The organism is Salipaludibacillus neizhouensis (assembly GCF_002886185.1).
Lineage (GTDB): Bacteria > Bacillota > Bacilli > Bacillales > Salisediminibacteriaceae > Salipaludibacillus > Salipaludibacillus neizhouensis.
Window position 1 is genome coordinate 192,654 of record NZ_KZ614146.1, and the last position, 21,879, is coordinate 214,532.

Sequence of the window (21,879 nt, forward strand, 5' to 3'; positions counted from 1 at the left end):
ATCTAGTGGAGGAGTGAGTATATTGGATAATCAATTTTCATTACAAGGAAAGGTCGCGGTTGTGACAGGTGCGACAAGAGGATTAGGTCAAGGTATGGCTGTTGGCTTAGCTAAAGCAGGAGCGGATATTATTGGCGTAGGTTTTAGTGAACAAACAGAAACAAAAACAATAATAGAAGATTTAGGTCGTAAATTCTATGAAATTAATGCAGATCTATCAAAACAAGATGAATTAGCTTCAGTGGTTCAGGAAGCGATCAATAAAACTGGTAGAGTTGATATACTAATAAACAATGCAGGGATTATCCGTAGAGAACAAGCAGAAAACTTTTCTGATCAAGACTGGGATGATGTCGTTGATGTGAATTTGAGTGCGGTTTTCCGTTTAACGCGTGATTTTGGAAAACATATGATTGAAAACGGTTCAGGAAAAATTATTAATATTGCTTCGATGCTTTCGTTTCAAGGTGGTATGAAAGTACCCGCTTATTCGGCAACAAAACATGGAGTGGCTGGACTAACTAAGTCATTCGCTAATGAATGGGCAAGTAAAGGTATTAATGTGAATGCAATCGCTCCAGGATATATGGCAACAGACAATACAGCCCCTCTTAGAGCTGACAAGGATAGAAATGCGTACATTACTTCTCGTATTCCTCAATCAGAATGGGGAACACCGGAAGATTTAGCGGGTCCGGCAGTTTTCTTAGCTTCAGAGTCGGCAAGATATGTAAACGGGCACATCTTATGCGTTGACGGTGGCTGGATGGGATCATAAACAATAATAGATTGAAACTTTAATTCTTTTATTTATGATTTATTAATAAATTGGATAAATAATCTAAATTGTCGTTTACTTCCAGTTATATATAAGGTATGATAAGAAAAGTAGAAAAAACGACTAGAAAAAGGAGGCTTTACAATGATGACAGTATCAAAAACAAACCTAAACAAACTTTATATGTCTGATTTTTCAGCCTCCGTTAAGATGATTCGTAAATAATAATTTATGACAGTGAAATATTTTGATGTCATGCGTTTACGTAGCAAAATGTATTTTAAGTGATACGTTAAAAAAGGGAGGCTGAATATACCATTCGGTCTCTTTTTTTAATGGAATGAAAAATGCTTTTTTGTCATATCATTCATTATTGAAAACCAAGGCCGATTGCTGCCTTGGTTTTTTTTGATGGGTAACAAAATAGATATAAAATAAAGAATCAATGTTTATTAATTGAAGGAGGTGATATCCTATGCAGATTCATATTTTCTTTTTTACAATTTGGATTAGAAAGCGGAAATATACACAAGAAGACGCTGAACGTGAAAAACATTTTCAAGATTGTGTTGAACGTAAAAGGGCTCTCGATGTGAAGCATTATTTTCATTACTAAGATTTAAAAATACTTAAGAAGAAAGGAGAAGATAGCTATGATTAATTTTATCTTATCGTCATTATTAAAGGTTAAACTGCCAAAGGGGAAGGGGTTTGTTTAGCGAAGTTAAAGTTAAAATCTCAAATCTCAAATCATAAATAATCCACAAATTATAACAGACCAAAAAAAGCAAGGACGTCTTATATGACGTCCTTGCTTTCTTCATTCCAGTCGCTCATTTAGTGTAAGAAAAATATTGCACTAAATTTCGGGGTTTACAACGATGACTTCAGTCACTTTTTCTTGATATCTATCCAGTTGTTCTTTTGATAACGCGTCATCTGTTATCACCATACGGACATTTTCAATAGGTAACCAACGAACTAATGATTTTTGATCAAATTTACTATGATCGGCCAGAACAATGATTGATTCGCTAAGGTCTGCAATACGTTTCTTTGTTTTTGCTTGCATTTCATGACTGTCGCTTATTCCCCATTCACTGTGAATCGCCGCACTGGAAATAAAAAACTTATCGATATGATAATCATTAATGACCTTATCTGAAGAGACACCGACCAATGACATAGATTCATGTCTTAAATATCCACCAGTTAAGATTACGGTTATCTTTTTTTTCTTCGCGAGTTCAATAGATACTTGAATCGAATTGGTGATCACAGTAAGTGGTTTATTTTCTATGTTTTTGGCGATTTGCAAACAAGTGCTGCTTGCATCGATTGCAATAATTTCTCCCTCTTCAATAAAGCTGCATGCCTTTTTTGCAATGGCATTTTTTTCAGGTAAATATTTTCTTTCGCGTTCTAATGCGGGTGTCTCAAATCCTTCAGATTTCTTTTCAATGGCACCACCGCGAATTCTAATTAAAAAATTCTGCTCTTCTAGGATTTCTAGATCCCTTCGAATTGTTTCTTCTGTAACTTCTAATGAACTGCTCAACTCTGTAACCTTTAATTTATCTTTATGATCAAAAAAACGCAGAATTTTTTTGTGCCTCTTATCTGCCTTTGATTCTTTACCATTATTTAGAGACATTACTGCCACCACTCCATGCGATTCGTCTTGTTTACTATTATATATCCATAACTAGGTTTAAGCCAAGTATATAACGAAGATTATTTTTGAAAAATAAAAAATAATCTTCGTAATAAAGAAAATAATGTTGTAAACAGAAAATAATAGTTTTATAATAGACGTAGTGAAGAATCTATTACATTCAAAGCGGAGGTTATTATGGTTAAAAACTTATGGGATAAGCAAGAAGCTACGGCATTGAATACTGGTTTAGATGAGTTAGTGTATCGTTCTAATTTAATTGGTTCTGATCGTGCAGTCTGTAACTGGGGCGGCGGAAATACATCTATGAAAACAATCGAAAAGGATTTCCGTGGACGGGATATCGAGGTAATGTGGGTGAAAGGAAGCGGGTCAGATCTCGCTACCATGAAGCACAAGAATTTTACCGGATTGAATATGGAGGATATTCGTCCTTTGCTAGAACGTGATGAAATGCCAGATCAAGAGATGGTAGATTACTTGTCTCATTGTATGATTGACAGTAAACATCCGCGTTCTTCGATAGAGACGCTATTACATGCATTTTTACCATTTAAACACGTGGATCATACACATCCCGATGCAATAATCAGTCTATGTTGTGCGGATAATGGTAAAGAACTTGCGAAAGAAATATTTGGTGATAGATTTGTATGGGTTCCATATGTACGGCCTGGCTTTACGCTTTCTAAAATGATTGCAGAAGGTGTGCAAAACAATCCAAATGCAGACTTGGTATTGATGGAAAAACACGGTTTGGTTGTTTGGGGAGAAACATCAAAAGAAAGTTATGATAAAACAATCTCTGTGATTAACGAAGCAGAGGCATTCATTAATGAAAAAGCAAAAGGACAAGAAGCATTTGGTGGAGCGAAATACACTAGTCTTTCTAAAGCAGATCGAGAAGATGTATTCGCTTCGATCTTGCCATATTTAAGAGGACAAGTGTTTGAAGAGAAAGCAATGATTTTGGCTTTTGATGATAATGATGACGTGCTTGAATTTGTAAACAGTCATAATGCGAAATCACTTTCTCAAGTTGGAGCTGCTTGCCCGGATCATCTCGTGCACACAAAACGTGTTCCATTATATCTTGACTGGGATCCAGCTTCAAAAGATATAGACGCATTAAAGGCAACGATTGAAGCAGGCGTTCAGGCTTATAAAGAGGACTATCAAGCATATTTTGAAAGAAATAAAAATGAAGGAGATGTTATGTTTGAACCATCTCCGCGTGTCATTTTAATTCCAGGTCTAGGTTTGGTGAAAACAGGTAAAAACCTTACGATGGCAAATGTAAGTGGTGCTCTTTATAATCGAGCTGTTCAAGTAATAAAAGGAGCGACAGCATTAGGAGAATTTGTGTCTCTCAGTGAGAATGAATCCTATGAAATCGAATACTGGCCACTGGAGCTTTATAAGCTATCGTTAGCACCTGCTGAAGCAGAATTTTCACGTAAAGTAGCTCTTGTAACCGGTGGAGCAGGTGGAATTGGCAGTGAAACATGCCGTACCTTTGTTGAGCAAGGAGCACACGTTGCGGTTACTGACTTGAATCTTGAAGGTGCTGAAAAAGTAGCACAAGAAATAAATGAGAAGTATGGTGAAGGCCGTGCTACAGCAATTAAAATGGATGTAACGAAAGAAGAAGATATTCAAGCGGCATACAGAACCGTTGCCTTAACATATGGTGGTGTAGATACGATCGTAAATAATGCTGGATTAGCAACATCTAGTCCATTCGAAGAGACAACGTTGAAAGAATGGGAATTGAACATGAATGTGCTCGGTACAGGTTATTTCTTAGTAGCACGTGAAGCATTCAAGCAAATGAAAATTCAAGGGTACGGTGGAAGTATGGTATTTGTTGGATCGAAAAATTCTGTTTATGCCGGTAAAAGTGCATCTGCCTATAGTTCTGTGAAGGCGCTTGAAACTCATCTCGCACGATGCATTGCTGCGGAAGGTGGAGAACATGGAATTCGTGTAAACTCGGTCTTACCTGATGCTGTTCTTCAAGGCTCTGCTATTTGGGGATCAGCTTGGAGAGAAGAGCGGGCAGCTGCCTACGGTATTGAACCACATGAATTAGAAGACCACTATAAAAAACGAACAATTTTAGGTGTACACATCCTGCCTAAGGATATCGCTGAGACAATCTCATTCCTTGCATCATCTAAATCAGCTAAAACTACTGGTTGTATGGTTACGGTTGATGGCGGTGTGCCAGCAGCATTTACAAGATAAAAAGTTTTATTCCAACCAGCAATAATAACAGGGGGACAGGATCATGAGTGAAAGACTTGGTCAAAAGAATTGGTTTATTGCCGATGGGTTTATTCCACCAATAAGTAACGGAGATCAAGAAAGTCATGAATCTATATGTGTGTTAAATTGTAATCTCGAGCAAGTTGAACTCGAAGTAATTGTTTATTTTGAGGACCGCGATCCTTTAGAAGGATTATTTTATTCAATAGAAGGAAGAAGAACGAAGCATATACGTACTTCTTGGTTGAAAAATGACCAAGGAGAACAAATTCCACTAGGGGTTCCATATGCGATGGAAATACGGAGTAATCAAGCTATTATTGTCCAATATAGTAGATTGGATTCTACTCAAAAAGAGTTGGCATTAATGACAACCATGGGATATTCGTAAATAAAAAGAGCTGACATCTTTACGTTGATGTCAGTTCTTTTTTTGGTTGTTGATTCCATTTGAACAGAGAATTCGAATTCGCTCTAGGTGGACGCTTCCGTCCATGATAAGAAGGTAATTAAAATAGATAAAAATCACATAGTATTTTTACCTCTGTGCAAATAAAGACTATCTATCCTTCCTATGATAAGATGAGATTAATTGCTCTGACAGGGAGATGGATAGATTGAAAAGCAATCTTTTAGACGAACTAATGACACTGACAGAAGAAGAAAAAGAGATTCTAGAATTTAAAAATAATGTGATGAAAGATATCTATACGAGTCAAACTAATTTTGTTATTGAAAGTGAGAAGTTTCTTTCAAAGGACCATATGATTACGTTGCGTAAACATACACGTTTCATTGATTTCCCTAAACATAAGCATGATTATATTGAGATAAATTATGTGTACAATGGAAATTTTCATCAAAGAATCGGAAATGAAGAGATTTCTTTAGGAAAAGGAGAAATGGTGTTTTTAAACCAGCATATCGAACATGAAATAAAAGCATGCTCGGAAGAAGATATCATTATTAACTTTATTATTCAACCCCGATTTTTCGAATTTATTTTCTCATATTTAAATTCGGAAAACATGGTTAGTGATTTTTTAATAAATAGCCTTTACAGCTCTACTCAAAAAGGGCAGTACCTCTATTTTCAAGTAGCGCATATCGATAACATACAGGATTTAATGAAGAAAATTATCGACGAAATGATGCGTCCTACATTATTATCTGACTCTTCCATCAAGCTGTATATGGGTCTGTTTATTATCGAACTAATCAAGAATTCTGATAAGATTGTAAAAAAACATACCTATTCCATGCAGCATTATTTGATTGTAGAAGTGTTGAAGTATATTGAAGAGAATTACCGTAACGCTACACTTTATGAGGTTTCTGATCGTCTTAATCAAACTCATTATTCGTTAAGTAAAGCTATTAAAAAGGCAACTTCATTTACATTTAAAGAACTATTGCAGGAACGCAGGCTTAATAAAGCGAAGGAATTTCTTGAAAATACAACATTACCAATTGCGGAAATTGTAGATAAAGTAGGATATGAAAATATCAGTTATTTTTATCGTATTTTCAAAAAGAGATATCATCTTACCCCGAAAGCATATCGAGACCAATAATGCAGGTAAGTATGGATTTAAAAGATTTAATCCATTCCAAGGATAGCGAGGTAAATCCTATCTCTTTCTTCTAACTATTACGAATGAGTGCAAATAAGGACATAAAAAAGATGAGAGACGTTATTTCCTGATCATGAAGTAGCACGTAAAATAGAGATTAAAGTAAACGTTTGCAATTAGGAGGGTGTTTATGAACAAGACTAGCATAGCCGTGGATATCGGAGCTTCCAGTGGAAGATTAATAGCTGGAAGCCTGGAGGCTGGTAAATTAAAGCTAGAAGAAGTCCATCGCTTTAATAATGAATTAATCAAAAAAGGCGATCATTTCTGTTGGGATATTGATAAACTATTTTCCGAAATCAAAACAGGACTGAAAGAGTGTCACGCCAAAGGTATCACGCCATCTAGTATCGGCATTGATACATGGGCGGTGGATTTTGTATTACTTGATGAGAATGATAACCTTCTGACAGATGCAGTAGCATACAGAGATCCTCGAACAGATGGAATGATGGAAGAAGTCTTCGAAATTATATCGAAAGAAAGACTATATTTAGAAACAGGAATACAATTTCAAAAGTTCAATACAATTTACCAATTATATTCCTTAAAGAAAAACGATCCGGAAGTTTTAAAGAAAGCAAAAACATTTTTAATGATTCCGGATTACTTAAATTTTTTACTTACAGGCATAAAGTCTAATGAATATACAAATGCGACATCCACACAACTTGTTAATGCCTTTACGAAAAAGTGGGATATGGAATTAATAGAAAGTCTGGGGATTAACAAGGAAATGTTTCAAACAATTAAACCACCAAAAACAATCCTAGGTCCTTTTAAGGCATCTATAGTTGAAGAAACCGGAATCGATATGGATGTTGTCCTTCCGGCCACCCATGACACAGGTTCAGCAGTTATTGCTGTTCCGGAAATAGAAGGAACCATTTACATTAGTTCTGGAACCTGGTCACTAATAGGGGTTGAAAATCACTTTCCTATCTGTGTGACAAAAGCACTCGATTACAATTTCACCAATGAAGGCGGCATTGATTACCAGTTTCGTTTTTTGAAAAATATCATGGGTCTTTGGATGATTCAGGAAGTAAAACGAAATTATCAGGATCAGTACACATTCGCAGAACTCGTAAAACTTGCAAAGGAACCAGAACACTTTACCTCAACTGTAAATGTGGATGACGAGAGATTCCTTAAGCCAGAAAATATGATTGAGGAGATCAAAAATTATTGCAGCGAAACGAATCAGAGTGTTCCTGCAACACCTGGGGAGATATCTAAATGTGTCTTTGACAGTTTAGTTGTTAGTTATCAATCAGCAATTCGTCAAATTGAAGAAATTTACGAGAAGCAGTTTACTAAAGTGAATGTCATTGGTGGAGGCTGTCAAAATGAATTATTAAATCAACTCATTGCTAATGCGACGGCCAAAGAAGTAAATGCAGGACCAATAGAAGCAACGGCAATTGGCAATGTTACAGCCCAACTCTTAGCTTTAGGGGAGTTAAAAAATGTAAGAGAAGCCCGTTCGATAATCAAGGAATCATTTGATGTAAAAACATACACAAGGAGTGAGTTAGGATGACAGTAAAAGAAAATTTTGAACTAGCTAAAAAAGCATATGAAAAATGGGATATTGATATTGATCACGTATTTGCACAATTGAAGCAAGTACCGATCTCGATACATTGTTGGCAAGGAGATGACATTGGTGGTTTTGAAGTGAATCAGAGTGAACTCTCAGGTGGAATAGAAGTAACGGGTGACTATCCGGGAAAAGCTACAACTCCTGAAGAATTACGGCAGGATATTGAAAAAGCATTATCATTAATCCCTGGAAAACATCGGATTAATCTGCATGCGATTTATGCAGAAACAGATGGAATCGCAGTTGAGCGGGATGAATTAGAACCAAAACACTTTGAAAAATGGGTGCAATGGGCAAAGAAAAATGGTTTAGGATTAGATTTCAACCCTACTCTCTTTTCCCATGAAAAAGCATCTTCAGGATTGACATTATCTCATCCGGATAAAGAAATTCGTCAGTTTTGGATAGATCATTGTATCGCCAGCCGAAAAATAGGAGAGTATTTCGGGAAAGAGCTTGGTACACCATGCCTAACAAATATTTGGATTCCAGATGGATATAAAGATACTCCAAGTGATCGATTAACACCACGAAGAAGATTAAAAGAATCTTTAGATGAAATATACACTGTGAAGCTTGATGAGAAATTTAATATTGATGCTGTGGAAAGTAAAGTTTTCGGGATTGGTTCGGAATCTTACGTTGTAGGTTCTCATGAATTTTATTATGGATATGCATTGAAAAATGATAAATTGTGTTTACTGGACACAGGACATTATCATCCAACTGAAATGGTATCAAATAAGATTTCCTCTATGCTTTTATACAGTGAAAAATTAGCGCTACACGTATCAAGACCAGTTCGCTGGGACAGTGATCATGTAGTCACATTAGATGATGAATTAAAAGAATTGGCGTTGGAGATTGTAAGGAATGACGCTCTCAATCGAGTGATTATTGGCTTGGATTTCTTTGATGCCAGTATTAACCGCGTTGCGGCGTGGACAATTGGTACGAGAAATATGATTAAAGCATTGATGCTTGGAATGCTTATGCCAAACGAGCATTTAAAACAACTTCAGGAAGACGGAAATTTCACAGAACGTTTAGCACTTCTAGAGGAGTTTAAAACATATCCATTTGGTGCCATTTGGGATTATTACTGCGAAACAATGGGAGTACCAGAAAGAGAAAACTGGTTAAATGACGTGAAGCAATATGAGAAAGAAGTATTATCACACAGAGAGTAAATAATATAGTTCAAAACGTTAATTCTGTTACAGGAATTAACGTTTTTTTTTAGAGATTGTTGTTTTCGTCGAATAAAGAAACTCGAATCCGCTCTAGGCGGACGCTTTCCGCGGGCAATGCTTCAGTCTCCTCGGGAAAGTTCTTCCCTGCAGGGTCTTCGCTATTGCTTTCCCCACAGGAGTCGCCGCCTTCGCTACTTCGATTTATTTTTTTAAAAATGAAAGTCAACGTAGACAGTCTTTCTAAATGTTTATCGACTTCCAAATTAGGCATAAAAGTTTATTAAGATTAAACAATGCAGTTTTTCTTAAGCTTTTGCTAGTTTAACTGATATAAATCAAAACTCTTATAAGGTATGATAAAGAAAGAGGTGATAGTCAGTGAAGGAAACGAGCTTGTATCAAACTCTGTCAAGAGAAAGAGAAGTCCACCCTGAAGTAACCTTCTACTATTTTAAACAATGGAGTAATTATGAAATGTCAGAGGCCCACGCTCATGAAGCGATTGAGATAATGTACGTACTATCCGGGAAGGCTCAAGTAGAGATCGAACAGGATTCGTTCATGCTAAAAGAAGGTCAGTTCATCTTGATTGATTCCTTGATTGCCCACAGGCTTATCGCTAAATCTTCTATTCCGTGCAGAATGTTGAATGTGGAGTTCACTTGGAAAAGTAAAGAGGGTAGTTTTCCATCTTTGAAGGACTTAGCCAAGGAAAATGATAATCTGTTAGAATTACTAAAAACACCAATATCCTTTCTTCTTCTTCAAGATGGTAATGACATCGCAACGACATTAAAACGTTTAGTCCTCGAATTAGATTCGAAAGTGAGTAACCCAATAATGGTACAACTGATGTTTACGGAACTCTTCCTACAAATAGCTACATTAAAAAAATCGGACGCTACTTTTTCCTCTCAACTAAAAAATCGAAATGTGTACATAAAAAAAGCTGTTGAATATATTCATCATCATTATGACCGTCCACTCTTAATTGATGATATTGCAGAAGTAATTCATTTGAATGCTAGCTATTTGCAACGTATATTCAAAACAGAGATGGGCTGTACTATTATGCAGTATTTAACGTCGATACGGATTGAAAAAGCAAAAATGCTGTTAAGAAACTCTGTTATTCCAATCACTGAGATCTCGGAGTATATCGGTTTGAATAGTAGACAGCATTTTAGTTATTTATTCAAAAAAGAGACCGGGTATAGTCCAAGTAAGTTTCGAGGTGACATTGAGTTGAAACGGTAAATGCAGTTTTAGCAACAAATTTTATTGTCTTTGGTCAGAATAAGAGAGTCCTTTGGAATGTCAAATGTCAGAATTTCTTACCTTTGTAATTAAATTAGTTATTATTTTGAAAGCGTTACAACGCCAATTTGAATTAGAATTAAACTAATCTTAATTATAGGAGGACTGAAAAACATGTCATTTAAAGTTACATTTATTGGTGCAGGTAGTATTGGATTTACTCGTGGGTTATTAAGAGATTTACTTGCTGTAGCGGAGTTCAAATCAATTAGGGTAGCTTTTACAGATATAAATGAGCGGAATCTTGAAATGGTAAGGGAGCTTTGTCAACGCGACATTAAAGAAAACGGATTGGATATTCAAATCGAGGCGTCGACAGATCGGCGCCAAGCCTTAAAAGATGCTAACTATATTTTTAATGTTGTTAGAATTGGCGGATTAGAGGCTTTTGAATCAGACATTGAAATTCCTCTCAAGTACGGTGTTGACCAATGTGTCGGGGATACCCTTTGTGCCGGTGGAATTATGTATGGACAACGCGGGATTGCAGAAATGTTACTTATTTGCGAGGACATACGTGAAGTTTCCGACCCAGAATGTCTTTTATTAAATTACGCGAACCCAATGGCCATGATTACGTGGGCGTGCAACAAGTATGGTGGAGTAAAAACAGTTGGTTTATGTCACGGTGTACAAGGTGGGCACAAACAAATTGCTGACGTGTTTGAGCTCGAAAAAGACGAAGTTGATATTATTTGCGCTGGAATTAACCATCAAACTTGGTATATTAGCATTCAACATAACGGGGACGATCTTACAGGAAAGGTCCTAGATGCTTTCGAAAATCACTCGGAATTTAAAGATACAGAAAAGGTACGTATCGATATGATTCGCAGGTTTGGTTATTATAGTACCGAATCTAACGGTCATTTAAGCGAATATCTTCCTTGGTATCGGAAGCGATCAGAGGAGATCAAGGATTGGATTGATTTAGGAACATGGATTAATGGAGAAACTGGTGGCTATTTAAGAGTTTGTACGGAAGGACGTCATTGGTTTGAAACAGACTTTCCTAACTGGTTAAAGGATCCTGCTCTTGAATATAAAGAAGAAAATCGAAGTGAAGAACATGGTTCTTATATTTTAGAAGGGTTAGAGACTGGAAGAGTTTATCGAGGACACTTCAATATGGTAAACGATGGTATCATTACAAATTTGCCGAATGACGCAATCATAGAAGCCCCAGGATACGTGGATCGAAACGGAATTAATATGCCAGTAGTGGGTGAATTACCGATGGGACCAGCGGCAGTCTGTAATGTAAGTGTGTCTGTGCAGCGACTGGCAGTAGAGGGGGCCGTTCACGGAGATGATATGTTACTTCGTCAGGCATTCATGATGGATCCTCTTGTGGGGGCTGTTTGCAATCCACCTGAAATTTGGCAGATGGTGGATGAGATGTTAGTTTCACAGCAGGAATGGTTACCTCAATTTAAGGAGGCGATAGAATCGGCAAGAAATAGAATGGAATCAGGAGATCTCCTTCCAACGAAAGAATATCAAGGTGCTGCTCGGGTCAAGACGAAAACAGTAGAAGAAATGCAGGAAAATCGTGATGAAGCAAATCGAAATGCGGGAGAAGCGGATAAGGCGAAGGAAAGACCAGCAAAGCAAAAATAGGAAACGAATAACTGGAAGGAGTATGGAATGACTTCATCCGTTTATTGCTTTTAGGCAGACCCAAAAGGTTTTTTGAACCTTTTGGGTCTGTAATGTTTCCTTTGAAATATATGAAGGCGAAACTTTAGATCTTGTTGGTGAATCTGGTTGCGGAAAATCGACGATCGGTCGTACTATCTTAAATTTATATCAGGCAACTAGTGGAGAAGTTAATTATAAAGGAAAGAACTTGCAAGAAAAGCTCTCAAAAAAAGAGAAAAAGTTTTATCAAGACAAGATCCATACTCATCATTAGATCCTCAGATGACTGGTCTGGAGATTATGCTGAAGGTATAAAAGTTCATCAAAGTAATCTCCGTATATGGGCACTCAGTTTTTTCAGGACCAATATTCGATTTATTATTTGCTTAGTCATTAAAGATTTTCCATTTCTGTTTTAATTGGACATATTTTTATAGATTATATTGGAAGTGGGGTAGCTTTTTTTATCCTAATGTAAAAAGGAAGTTTAGTTTCTATATCATCACAAGCGTTGGTTTTATCATTATATTAACCTTACTTCTTAGTGTTATCGTTGGATTTTTTTCACCCGAAAGGTAAGTTAATTATTATTTTGATTGGTACTATTATTACCTGTTTATATTTAGCTTTTTATCGATCACTAAAGTCCAACTTGAAAATACATTAAAAAGTAAATATGATGATTGTGAAATTAAGTTACTGGTTACCCAAGTTTTAATCAATTCGGTACATGGGGTTTTCGGGTAAGAACTAACGAGGTATTGGTAAATGTGTATTCTTCTATTTATAAAACAGAAATACATATCGACAGTGAAAGAGAAGTAGGTTTGTAATTTATCCACTCTTCAACAAGACTTAAGAGAGAGGGAACCTTATCCGAGGTTCCCTCTCTAATTGTACTAAAATAATATTATTATTTAACATAGCTAACAAAAAAGAAAGTGCTCATCATTAAAGTTAGAAGATTCGTAAAAAGTGATACATCTAACCATTGCTATACTCTTTAGAGAAACAATTATTACTATCAACAAAGGTGACTATTCAACGCAATAACTTGAAATATGGGCGAACAGCACTTTGAGTTTACAAGAATGGGAAACTCAACTGGGAAGTAGTTTTACCTTTGTAGTAGTTCACGGGGGTGAAATAAGAGTTTTGGAAATTTAGCCTGCACAGAAGAAATTGATTTATTATATACACACAAATTCAAAGAGAAGGGATTGCCGCTAACCTGTTAACTCAATTGGAGATGACTGCTAAATCAAATGGTTTTACAGAAATAGATACAGAAGCTAGTATCACAGCGAAACCATTTTTTGAGTCGAAAGGTTATCAGGTCAATCAAAAACAAAATAAAAGTGTAAAAGAGGTAAATTCACCTAATTTTGTGATGAAGAAAACATTGTGATCGGTAATTATATGATTTCTCCAAAGTGAAATTAAAACTACAAAATATTGTATTCTATTAATTCTTGATCATGAACTTTTACTATTGAATCGTAGCATTAGAAAGCTCCTATATACACTACTTCGGTTAATTCAATTGATTATGATACAATCAATGCAAAATAAATTAGTTAGGATGAGAGATATGAAAAAAAAAATTATTACACTAATTATCTTTAGTTTTACTATATTAGTGAGTGCGTGCGGGAGTGATGAAGATGGGTTTGAAATATTATTTTTTACAGAAGAGTTGGGTACAAAGATGGATGAAGAAATGTTAAAAAAAATGATCAAACAAAAGATACCAGAGATTGAGGAAGAAAACTTCTCAATCATTTTTCATGTAGCATTAGCAGAGAAATTTTTTATTGAAATTGCAGTACATGAAGGTGATCTTATCTTTGTTGATGAAGACATTTTAAATGCTGTTGTTGATCTCGAGGATCTAGCCCTACCTCTAGATTCGATTGTCTCATCAGGATTTGATAAGAATCTGAAAGAATCGGAGACAGAAGAAGAAAACACTTATGCTCTTCCTCTCAACAATGAGGCAAGAATAATTAAAGAATTGAATCTGGAATTAGAAACACAAGTCGCAGGATTCATTCCGGTCTATGGTGGCAATAATGATTTATCAAATGAAATAATGGAATACTTAGTAAGTCAAGAATAATTGATTTATGTTGGAATGAAAATTAAGTTATGCTGGAAAATAGAATAATTTAAGTGGTCATTAAGTAAAAAATTATTATTGTAAAATATGTAAAATGGATATTCTAAATATAATTATATATAAAAAGAAACTAGTAGATCTTATATTCCATAATAGTTTTTAGTAGATATCTTTATCATTAGTTCAAATACACCTTTCACTTATTTAAGTGAAAGGTGTATTTGTTCGAAAATTATAACTAACTAGTATTCAAGATTAAGCACAATACAAAAAAACTATGTTTACTAAAGTACTTTTGGTCATTTATATATAGTAATAATGTTTAATATTAATGTTATCATTTATTATTAAATTTGGTCTAAAAATATAAGTTGACATCTACTCATTACATCACTAATATAATGAATGTATACGTTTTCAAACGCAAGTATTTCGAATTGGTGAAGTATTGATTGCTTTAATAATCTAGGAGATTCACATCGTTTATTGTAAAATTATAATTTATTTATTATTTGGTTAACAAAAAAGTTAAATAAGGGGGAATAAGGATGAAAAAGTTTTCGGCAATGTTTTTAGTTTTTGGTATCTTTATATTTACATTAGTAGCTTGTAGCGGGAATTCTAATGAAGAAGCAAGTGAAGAAACAGAAGATGGTGTAGTCCAGCTAACGGCTATAATGCTAAAGCATCCATTAACAGAAAGTTTAGAAAATATGGAGTGGTTAGCAGAAGCAGAAGAAAAAGCAGGTGTTGATATCCAATGGGAAGAAGTTTCTGCTGATTGGGACGAGAGAAAAAATGCGATGCTTGCCGGTGGTGATATACCTGATCTAATCGTTGGACCTAACGCCATTACAGATGGAGATTTCGCGCAATTTACTGGTTTATTTCAAGATTTAAATGAATTAATGGAGCATGCTCCAAATGTACAAACGATGTTTGATGAAAAGGCGGAACTTGAAATTATTGCAACCCAAGAAAGTGGGGAAGTTTATGGGTTGCCTAAATATCAAAGATATTGGCCTGAATCAGCTACTATGCAATTTATTAATACTGACTGGTTAGATAATGTAGGTATGGACATGCCTACTACTTGGGATGAATTACATGAGGTTTTACTAGCGTTTAAAGAAGAAGATGCAAACGGTAATGGAGATACAGATGATGAAATTCCATTTGATTGGGCTCCGGTAGGAACAGGAGGTTTTGGATTTTTCCATCCAACAGTTCTTTTAGGTAGTACAGGCATTACACCATCGGAAAGTGGAACTGGATATTTTGCAGAAGATGGTGAACTTAAAAACTTTTTTATGGACGAAAGATATAAAGAGGTAGTAGTCTTCTTGAATAAGCTTTACGAAGATGGGTTAATCAACCAAGAAGTCTTTACTCAAGAATACACAAATTATCAATCTACAGCCCGGGGTGACGGAGACACTGCGAAAGTAGGTTACACCTATGGTTGGGAAGGTACAGATAGATTTGGTAAAGCATTAGCTCCACAATACACTACAATGGAGCCGTTGAAAATGTCAGATGATTCCACTGATGATCTTAGATGGGCTTATGATAATAACGTATTGAATTACGGCACGAATATGATTCAAATGTCGGCACAAACGGAAGAAAAAGAGGCAGCTATGAGATTCATAAATGAATTGTATGACCCAGAAACAAGTATGCAAGTTTTATTTGGATCAATCGGAGAAAGTATTGAAGATCATGGAGATGGCACTTTTAGTGTCTTACCGCCGGCAGATGATTCAATGGACCCGGGCACTTGGAAATGGACGAAGAGTTGGGCTGATAATGGACCAATGTATATCTCAGATTCACTAGAATTAGAACTAGGAACGGATATGCAAGCAGGTAATCTCCAACAAGAGGCATATCAGGATGCTTATTCTCGGACTGATCTAGAGTTAGATGTGTATCCAGGTATATTTCTCAAATACAGCCAAGAAGACAACAACACTATGAGTCTTCGAAATACAGAGCTAATGAATTTAGCAATGGCAAAATTCGCTCAATGGGTTACTGAAGGTAATATAGAAGATGAATGGGATGGATACCTAGACCAATTAAATACAATGGGGATGCCAGATAATCTTGAATTAATGCAACCTTACTATGATGAGTACTTGAGTGAAATTGAATAATAGCTTTATTGAGAGAATACTAAACCAATATGGTTTAGTATTCTTCCTTAAATAAGGGGGGGACAAATAATGGCCATTATAAAAATGGAAACAAAATCGAGTGATCTAACTATTATTACTAAACCAAAAAAAGATACTATTTTTAACACATTCAAACGCGACTATCAATTATGGCTGTTAATTTTGCCTGCAATCATCTGTGTGGGCATATTTAATTACATACCAATGTACGGTATTCAATTGGCCTTTCGTGAATATGACTTTACAGCAGGTCTTACGGGTGGTGAATGGGTTGGATTAAAATACTTTATTCAATTCGTTAATAGTCACCTATTTTATGACCTAATGAGAAACACACTTATGATTAGTATCACAACGATTGTGGTAGGTTTTCCAGCACCAATTATATTGGCTCTAGTAATTAATCAAATTAGAGTTCAACGAGCTAAAAGGGTTTTGCAGACAACGGTTTATTTACCACATTTTATTTCAATCGTTGTATTAGTTGGTATGATGAACGTTATACTAACGCCTTCTGGTATAGGGGGTAATGTAATGAGTGCAATCGGACTTGGTGACATTAATTTATTAGCTTCTGTAAAAACATTTATTCCTGTTTATGTCCTATCTGATGTTTGGCAACATGTAGGATGGAATAGCATTATATATTTAGCTGCTCTGTCAGCTGTAGATCCACAACTTTATGATTCTGCAAAGGTTGATGGAGCTAGCAGATGGCAAATTATTCGGAATGTGGAAATCCCAGCGATTACTCCGACTATTGTTATCCTCCTTATTTTAAATATGGGTACTATTATTAGTACAGGTTTCGAAAAAATATTTCTCATGCAAAACTCTTTAAACTTGCCAATTTCAGAGGTAATAGAAACTTATGTCTATAAAATAGGTATCGTTTCAAATCAATTTAGTTATGCTGCAGCAATTGGATTATTTAATACACTTATTAACTTCTCGTTGCTAGTTGCGATGAATTACCTTGCTAAAAGAACTTCAAGAATAAGTTTATGGTAATTAATTATTAAATTATTTTAGTGCCATCTATACTTTTGTAAGGAGGGAAAGACATGAGTATCTTCAGTCTAAAAAGAAAAAGTCTTTCAGATGTATTTTTTGATATATTTATCTATGGAACATGTATAATTATGTTTTTGGCCGTTGCATATCCTTTATGGTTTGTAATTATTGCATCAGTCAGTGATTCAGGGATGGTTGCAAGCGGCCAAGTGTTATTGTTTCCTAAAGAATTTAGCCTTTTTGGGTATAAAGAAATCTTCAGTGATAGTAGAATATGGAATGGTTATAAAAATACTGTGGTATATGCAACGTTAGGAACAACAGTTAACTTGCTGTTGACAATACCAGCAGCTTATGTGTTATCGAGATATGAATTTAAAGCACGACGTTTATTAATGTTTTTCTTTATTTTCACTATGTTTTTCAATGGTGGTCTAATACCTACTTATCTATTAATGAAGGATTTAAGTTTAATAAACACCATGTGGGTTTTCATTTTTAACCCTTGGACAGTAAACGTCTTTAATCTTATAATTGCCCGAACATTTTTTGAGCATACTATCCCTAAAGAAATGTACGAAGCCGCAGCTATAGACGGTTGTAATCATTTCAGGTTCTTTTCTCAGATAGTTTTACCTCTTTCAAAAGCTGTCCTTTCCGTTATTGCTCTTTACTATTTAGTTTATCATTGGAATAATTTCTTCACTGGTTTGATTTACGTGAGGGACTCTGGTATCCAACCACTGCAAATTATTTTAAGGGACATTCTCATATCAAACCAAGTATTCGGTGAAGGTGCTGGTACTGGGGGTGCTGATGGAGGTTATGCACAGAGATATGCAGATCAAATTAAGTACGGAGTTATCATTGTATCTACATTACCGGTTTTAGTTATTTATCCTTTCATGCAAAAATACTTTGAAAAAGGGGTTATGATTGGATCTGTAAAAGGTTAAGGGATAATCTAGTCTATTAAAATTTTTGTGTTTATAAATCCAACTAAATTTGAAGCACCCAAAAAAGTCAAAAATTGAGGATGTCCAAAAGTTATTTTGAGCTTTTGGACATCAGCTTTTATAAGTGTAGTTAAGTATAAACTTGATTAATTAAGGGTGCCACTTTTTTCTGGAAAAGAGAGTGATGCTGTTTTCATAATAACCAGACTAATTAAACTAACCCCGAACACAGGTATCAAGCCAGGTAATATCGTATATAAAAATATTACTATTGCTAATACTATCATCATAACTATAGTCTTTAATGGGCGTCCTATTGCTAAGATAAAAGCATGTTTTGGATATTGTAAAACCTTCAGATCAAAGTGTACAAACACTGGAAAGATGTACAAAAAGATAAGTAAATATACAAAGCCGATGACAAAGGTAACAATAGATAACGATACATGAAAAAGATTGTTGTCTAACTGTTGTAGTACTCTTATATCTAAGTATAAAATAAACCCACAAATAGAAAGTATAAATCCTACCAGATTTGACTTTAAGAACTCTGATTTAAATTTACTCCAAAATAATCTAATAACCTCTAAAGTAGAAAGATCATCCGTTTCCATTATTAAATTTCTTAAAACTGAAAATAAAGCCGCAGTAGCTGGAAATAAACCAAAAATGATTAGTCCCAATAAAGAAAAGATGAACCACAGTAAATTCAATAGAAATACATTAAAGATCCATACGCCTATACGTATCATGGTTTTAAATCCTCCATAGTTTTAGACTTTTTATTGTTAGTATGTAAAGACCGCCCATTGGTGATAATTGGATAAATTTATGGAGAATTACTAATTGAAAAAGTAAGGCCTGCACATCGACAATATTACACTAATTCCTTGATTTCGTAAACAAAACGATTAACTATACGACTGTGTGAGAAAATTATATATTTCAAGTTGTCTTTCCAAATAGCAATTGACGTTGCTCTGGTCCTAGTACTTAAACATTTGCAATAATTCTAGTGCCGACGATGTTTTAGATAGAGGCACAAAAAAGTATAATTCAGTCTGAGTTTCTACATCTGCCTCTTAATTTTTTATTTAGTTAACATTTGTATAAAGTTACTAATATAAATAACAACTAAGGGGTTTGGTATGATGGAAAAAAATATTTAATTTGACTTATCATAATCCAATTTTGAAGCAACGAGCAGATCCATGGATCTATAAACGCACGGATGGATATTATTACTTTACTGGTTCGGTTCTGGGATATAACTAATCTGAAGAATACTAAATCGTGGAACACATTGAGTTGGAACATGATGATATAAAAGAAACGAATACATATGTAGAAGAAAAAGTAAAACCGCACACTCATGGATCTTCTATTTTAAAAAATGGAATAATTATGAAATGCCAGAGGCCCACATTCATAAAGCAATAGAGAATATGTACTTACTATACACGGGAAGGCTCAAGTAGAGTGAACAGGAATCGTTTTTGTTAAAAGAAGGACAGTTGATCTTGATTGAGTCCTTGATTTCCCACAGGCTTATCGCTAATCCTCCATTCCGTGCAGAATGTTGAATTTGGAGTTTACTTGGAAAAGAAAAGAGGGTAGTTTTCAAATCTTTGAAGGATTTGGCCAAGCTTTCAGAATTACTAGAAAAGCCAAATCCCTTTCTGCTTCTTCAAGATAACAAGGACATCGAAACGTCATTAAAGCGTTTAGTCCTTGAATTAGATTCACAAGGGAGTAATTTATTAATGGTACATCTAATGTTTACGGAACTCTTCCTTCAAAATGCTACATTAATATCCGTTTCGATCCACGTATCCTGGGGCTTCTATGATTGCGTCATTCGGCAAATTTGTAATGATCCCATCGTTTACCATATTGAAGTGTCCTCGATAAACTCTTCCAGTCTCTAACCCTTCTAAAATACAAAAATCGGGATGATGAATGTATTCAACAGCATTTTAATGTAAACATTTTGGTTTTTAAGTCGAGAGGATAAAGCAACGTCAGCTTTAATTAATATGCCAGTAGTGGGTGAATTACCGATGGGACCAGCGGCAGTCTGTAATGTAAGTGTGTCTGTGCAGCGACTGGCAGTAGAGGGGGCCGTTCACGGAGATGATATGTTACTTCGTCAGGCATTCATGATGGATCCTCTTGTGGGGGCTGTTTGCAATCCACCTGAAATTTGGCAGATGGTAGACGAAATGCTAGTTTTACAGCAGCAATGGTTACCTCAATTTAAGGATGCGATAGAATCTGCGAGTATCAGGATGGAATCAGGAGATCTCCTTCCTACGAGAGAATATCAAGGTGCTGCTCGCGTCAAGACGAAAACAGTAGAAGAAATGCAGGAAAACCGTGACGAAGCGAATCGGAATGCGGGAGAAGCGGATAAGGCGAAGGAAAGACCAGCAAAGCAAAAATAGGAAACGAATAACTGGAAGGAGTATGGAATGACTTCATCTGTTTTAGGCAGATCTAAAAGGTTCAAAAACCCTTTTAGGTCTGCCTTTTACTTTTCCAAGTAAATCTTTTAACGACATTTGGCTTGCTACATTAAATGAGTTTGTCTAATTATCTAACAAAACTATAGCAACAATATACTGCATCAGATAATCTTACTATTACTAGCTTGTTAAAATTAACCAATGGTAATAAAAGTCAAAGAAGATGTATATTACATATTAATCATCGAAATTCTTTAACGAGTATATTCATTGAAAAGTCAGAAAAATTATTTAGGCAACAAGAGGAGGCAAAAGAAATGAAACCGTTAATTGGTATTACCTCATCTACCGAAGTAGATGAGGTGCAATTATTAGTTGGCTCCGATAATATTAATGCTGTTTCTCGGGCTGGAGGACTTCCTGTTATCCTACCTAATCTAGCAGACGAAATCGATATTCTGGAATTTGCAGAAAAGATTGATGGCTTAGTGCTAACAGGAGGGTATGATATCGATCCTACTCTGTTTGGTGAAGAGCCTTATCCAAATCTGGGAACAATCATCCCTGCAAGAGATATATTTGAGATTACACTAATTAAAGAATTACTGGAAATGAATAAACCTATTTTAGCAGTTTGTCGAGGCTGTCAAATACTAAACATTGCAGCCGGTGGCGATATGTACCAGGATATGTATACACAAATAAATAGAGACTTGTTGCAACATGCACAAAACGCCCCTAAAGGACATGGATCCCATTATGTGACTGTTGTAAAAGATTCCTTGTTGAACCGTTTGACAGGGGTAGAAAGGTTAAAAGTGAACAGTCGACATCATCAAGCTAATCGCAGAGTATTGGACCCCTTTACGGTTAGTGGAATTGCCAGTGATGGAATTATCGAATCTATTGAAAGTAAAGAGCACTCCTTTGTCCTTGGATTACAGTGGCATCCAGAGAATATGGCAAAAGTAGATGATTTTGCATCAGTGAAGATATTCGAAGGATTTATAGCAGCTTGTCAGATTTAGGAGGA

17 protein-coding genes and 4 pseudogenes are annotated in these 21,879 nt (G+C 35.4%); 18 read left to right on the forward strand and 3 right to left on the reverse strand.

Annotation, left to right across the window (positions count from 1 at the left end):
* Window positions 1-22: 22 nt before the first annotated feature.
* Both kduD and CEF18_RS00800 read left to right on the forward strand, forming a co-directional pair.
* Window positions 23-778 (forward strand): 2-dehydro-3-deoxy-D-gluconate 5-dehydrogenase KduD, encoded by a 756-nt coding sequence (gene kduD / locus CEF18_RS00795; RefSeq protein ID WP_110934711.1) that lies wholly within the window; start codon window positions 23-25, stop codon window positions 776-778.
* Window positions 779-1,253: 475 nt separating this feature from the next.
* Window positions 1,254-1,394 carry a YrzI family small protein gene (locus tag CEF18_RS00800; RefSeq protein WP_110934712.1) on the forward strand — a complete coding sequence of 47 codons (141 nt, stop codon included), beginning with the start codon at window positions 1,254-1,256 and terminating at the stop codon, window positions 1,392-1,394.
* 243 nt (window positions 1,395-1,637) lie between these two features.
* Here CEF18_RS00800 and CEF18_RS00805 read toward each other — a convergent pair whose 3' ends face one another.
* On the reverse strand, window positions 1,638-2,432 hold the full coding sequence (locus tag CEF18_RS00805; protein WP_110934713.1) for a DeoR/GlpR family DNA-binding transcription regulator: 795 nt from the start codon (window positions 2,430-2,432) through the stop codon (window positions 1,638-1,640).
* Between the two features lie 198 nt (window positions 2,433-2,630).
* Between CEF18_RS00805 and CEF18_RS00810 the strand changes: the two genes are divergently transcribed.
* The 13 genes and pseudogenes from CEF18_RS00810 to CEF18_RS00870 all read left to right on the forward strand — a co-directional run bounded on the left by CEF18_RS00810 (window position 2,631) and on the right by CEF18_RS00870 (window position 18,381).
* Window positions 2,631-4,700 (forward strand): bifunctional aldolase/short-chain dehydrogenase, encoded by a 2,070-nt coding sequence (locus CEF18_RS00810; RefSeq protein ID WP_110934714.1) that lies wholly within the window; start codon window positions 2,631-2,633, stop codon window positions 4,698-4,700.
* A 43-nt stretch (window positions 4,701-4,743) separates the two neighbouring features.
* Window positions 4,744-5,112: a sensory rhodopsin transducer gene (locus CEF18_RS00815; RefSeq protein WP_110934715.1), complete on the forward strand. Its 369-nt coding sequence runs from the start codon at window positions 4,744-4,746 to the stop codon at window positions 5,110-5,112.
* Between the two features lie 226 nt (window positions 5,113-5,338).
* Complete coding sequence (locus tag CEF18_RS00820; protein WP_110934716.1) at window positions 5,339-6,295, forward strand: AraC family transcriptional regulator; 957 nt, start codon at window positions 5,339-5,341, stop codon at window positions 6,293-6,295.
* 190 nt (window positions 6,296-6,485) lie between these two features.
* Window positions 6,486-7,898 (forward strand): rhamnulokinase, encoded by a 1,413-nt coding sequence (gene rhaB / locus CEF18_RS00825; protein ID WP_110934717.1) that lies wholly within the window; start codon window positions 6,486-6,488, stop codon window positions 7,896-7,898.
* Complete coding sequence (rhaA, locus tag CEF18_RS00830) at window positions 7,895-9,151, forward strand: L-rhamnose isomerase (protein ID WP_110934718.1); 1,257 nt, start codon at window positions 7,895-7,897, stop codon at window positions 9,149-9,151. The genes rhaB and rhaA overlap by 4 nt, the downstream gene beginning before the upstream one ends.
* Before the next feature lie 381 nt (window positions 9,152-9,532).
* Window positions 9,533-10,411, forward strand: a complete 879-nt coding sequence (locus tag CEF18_RS00835; protein WP_110934719.1) for an AraC family transcriptional regulator — start codon at window positions 9,533-9,535, stop codon at window positions 10,409-10,411.
* 174 nt (window positions 10,412-10,585) lie between these two features.
* Window positions 10,586-12,091 (forward strand): alpha-glucosidase/alpha-galactosidase, encoded by a 1,506-nt coding sequence (melA, locus tag CEF18_RS00840; protein ID WP_110934720.1) that lies wholly within the window; start codon window positions 10,586-10,588, stop codon window positions 12,089-12,091.
* An 85-nt stretch (window positions 12,092-12,176) separates the two neighbouring features.
* A pseudogene (locus CEF18_RS00845) lies at window positions 12,177-12,435 on the forward strand (ATP-binding cassette domain-containing protein); the annotation flags it as partial.
* Window positions 12,436-13,304: 869 nt separating this feature from the next.
* Window positions 13,305-13,520: a GNAT family N-acetyltransferase gene (locus CEF18_RS00850; RefSeq protein WP_407690407.1), complete on the forward strand. Its 216-nt coding sequence runs from the start codon at window positions 13,305-13,307 to the stop codon at window positions 13,518-13,520.
* A 183-nt stretch (window positions 13,521-13,703) separates the two neighbouring features.
* The gene (locus CEF18_RS00855) at window positions 13,704-14,231 is read left to right on the forward strand and encodes a hypothetical protein (RefSeq protein ID WP_110934721.1); all 528 of its coding nucleotides are present in this window, start codon (window positions 13,704-13,706) and stop codon (window positions 14,229-14,231) included.
* 548 nt (window positions 14,232-14,779) lie between these two features.
* On the forward strand, window positions 14,780-16,390 hold the full coding sequence (locus CEF18_RS00860) for an extracellular solute-binding protein (RefSeq protein WP_110934722.1): 1,611 nt from the start codon (window positions 14,780-14,782) through the stop codon (window positions 16,388-16,390).
* Between the two features lie 84 nt (window positions 16,391-16,474).
* A complete protein-coding gene (locus CEF18_RS00865; protein WP_407690408.1) occupies window positions 16,475-17,422 on the forward strand; it encodes an ABC transporter permease in 948 nt (315 codons plus the stop codon).
* A gap of 53 nt (window positions 17,423-17,475) precedes the next feature.
* Window positions 17,476-18,381, forward strand: a complete 906-nt coding sequence (locus CEF18_RS00870) for a carbohydrate ABC transporter permease (RefSeq protein ID WP_110934724.1) — start codon at window positions 17,476-17,478, stop codon at window positions 18,379-18,381.
* Between the two features lie 146 nt (window positions 18,382-18,527).
* On the opposite strand, the gene CEF18_RS00875 is transcribed toward CEF18_RS00870, so the two are convergent.
* Entirely contained in the window at window positions 18,528-19,133 is a 606-nt protein-coding gene (locus CEF18_RS00875; protein WP_110934725.1) for a YesL family protein, read from the reverse strand.
* A gap of 409 nt (window positions 19,134-19,542) precedes the next feature.
* Between CEF18_RS00875 and CEF18_RS00880 the strand changes: the two are divergent.
* A pseudogene (locus tag CEF18_RS00880) lies at window positions 19,543-19,653 on the forward strand (alpha-N-arabinofuranosidase); the annotation flags it as partial.
* Between the two features lie 542 nt (window positions 19,654-20,195).
* On the opposite strand, the pseudogene CEF18_RS00885 reads toward CEF18_RS00880, so the two are convergent.
* Window positions 20,196-20,321, reverse strand: a pseudogene (locus tag CEF18_RS00885) (family 4 glycosyl hydrolase); the annotation flags it as partial.
* Between the two features lie 90 nt (window positions 20,322-20,411).
* Here CEF18_RS00885 and CEF18_RS00890 point away from each other — a divergent pair.
* Both CEF18_RS00890 and CEF18_RS00895 read left to right on the forward strand, forming a co-directional pair.
* Window positions 20,412-20,825 (forward strand): annotated as a pseudogene (locus tag CEF18_RS00890) (family 4 glycosyl hydrolase); the annotation flags it as partial.
* Between the two features lie 338 nt (window positions 20,826-21,163).
* On the forward strand, window positions 21,164-21,874 hold the full coding sequence (locus CEF18_RS00895; protein ID WP_110934727.1) for a gamma-glutamyl-gamma-aminobutyrate hydrolase family protein: 711 nt from the start codon (window positions 21,164-21,166) through the stop codon (window positions 21,872-21,874).
* Window positions 21,875-21,879 lie beyond the last annotated feature (5 nt).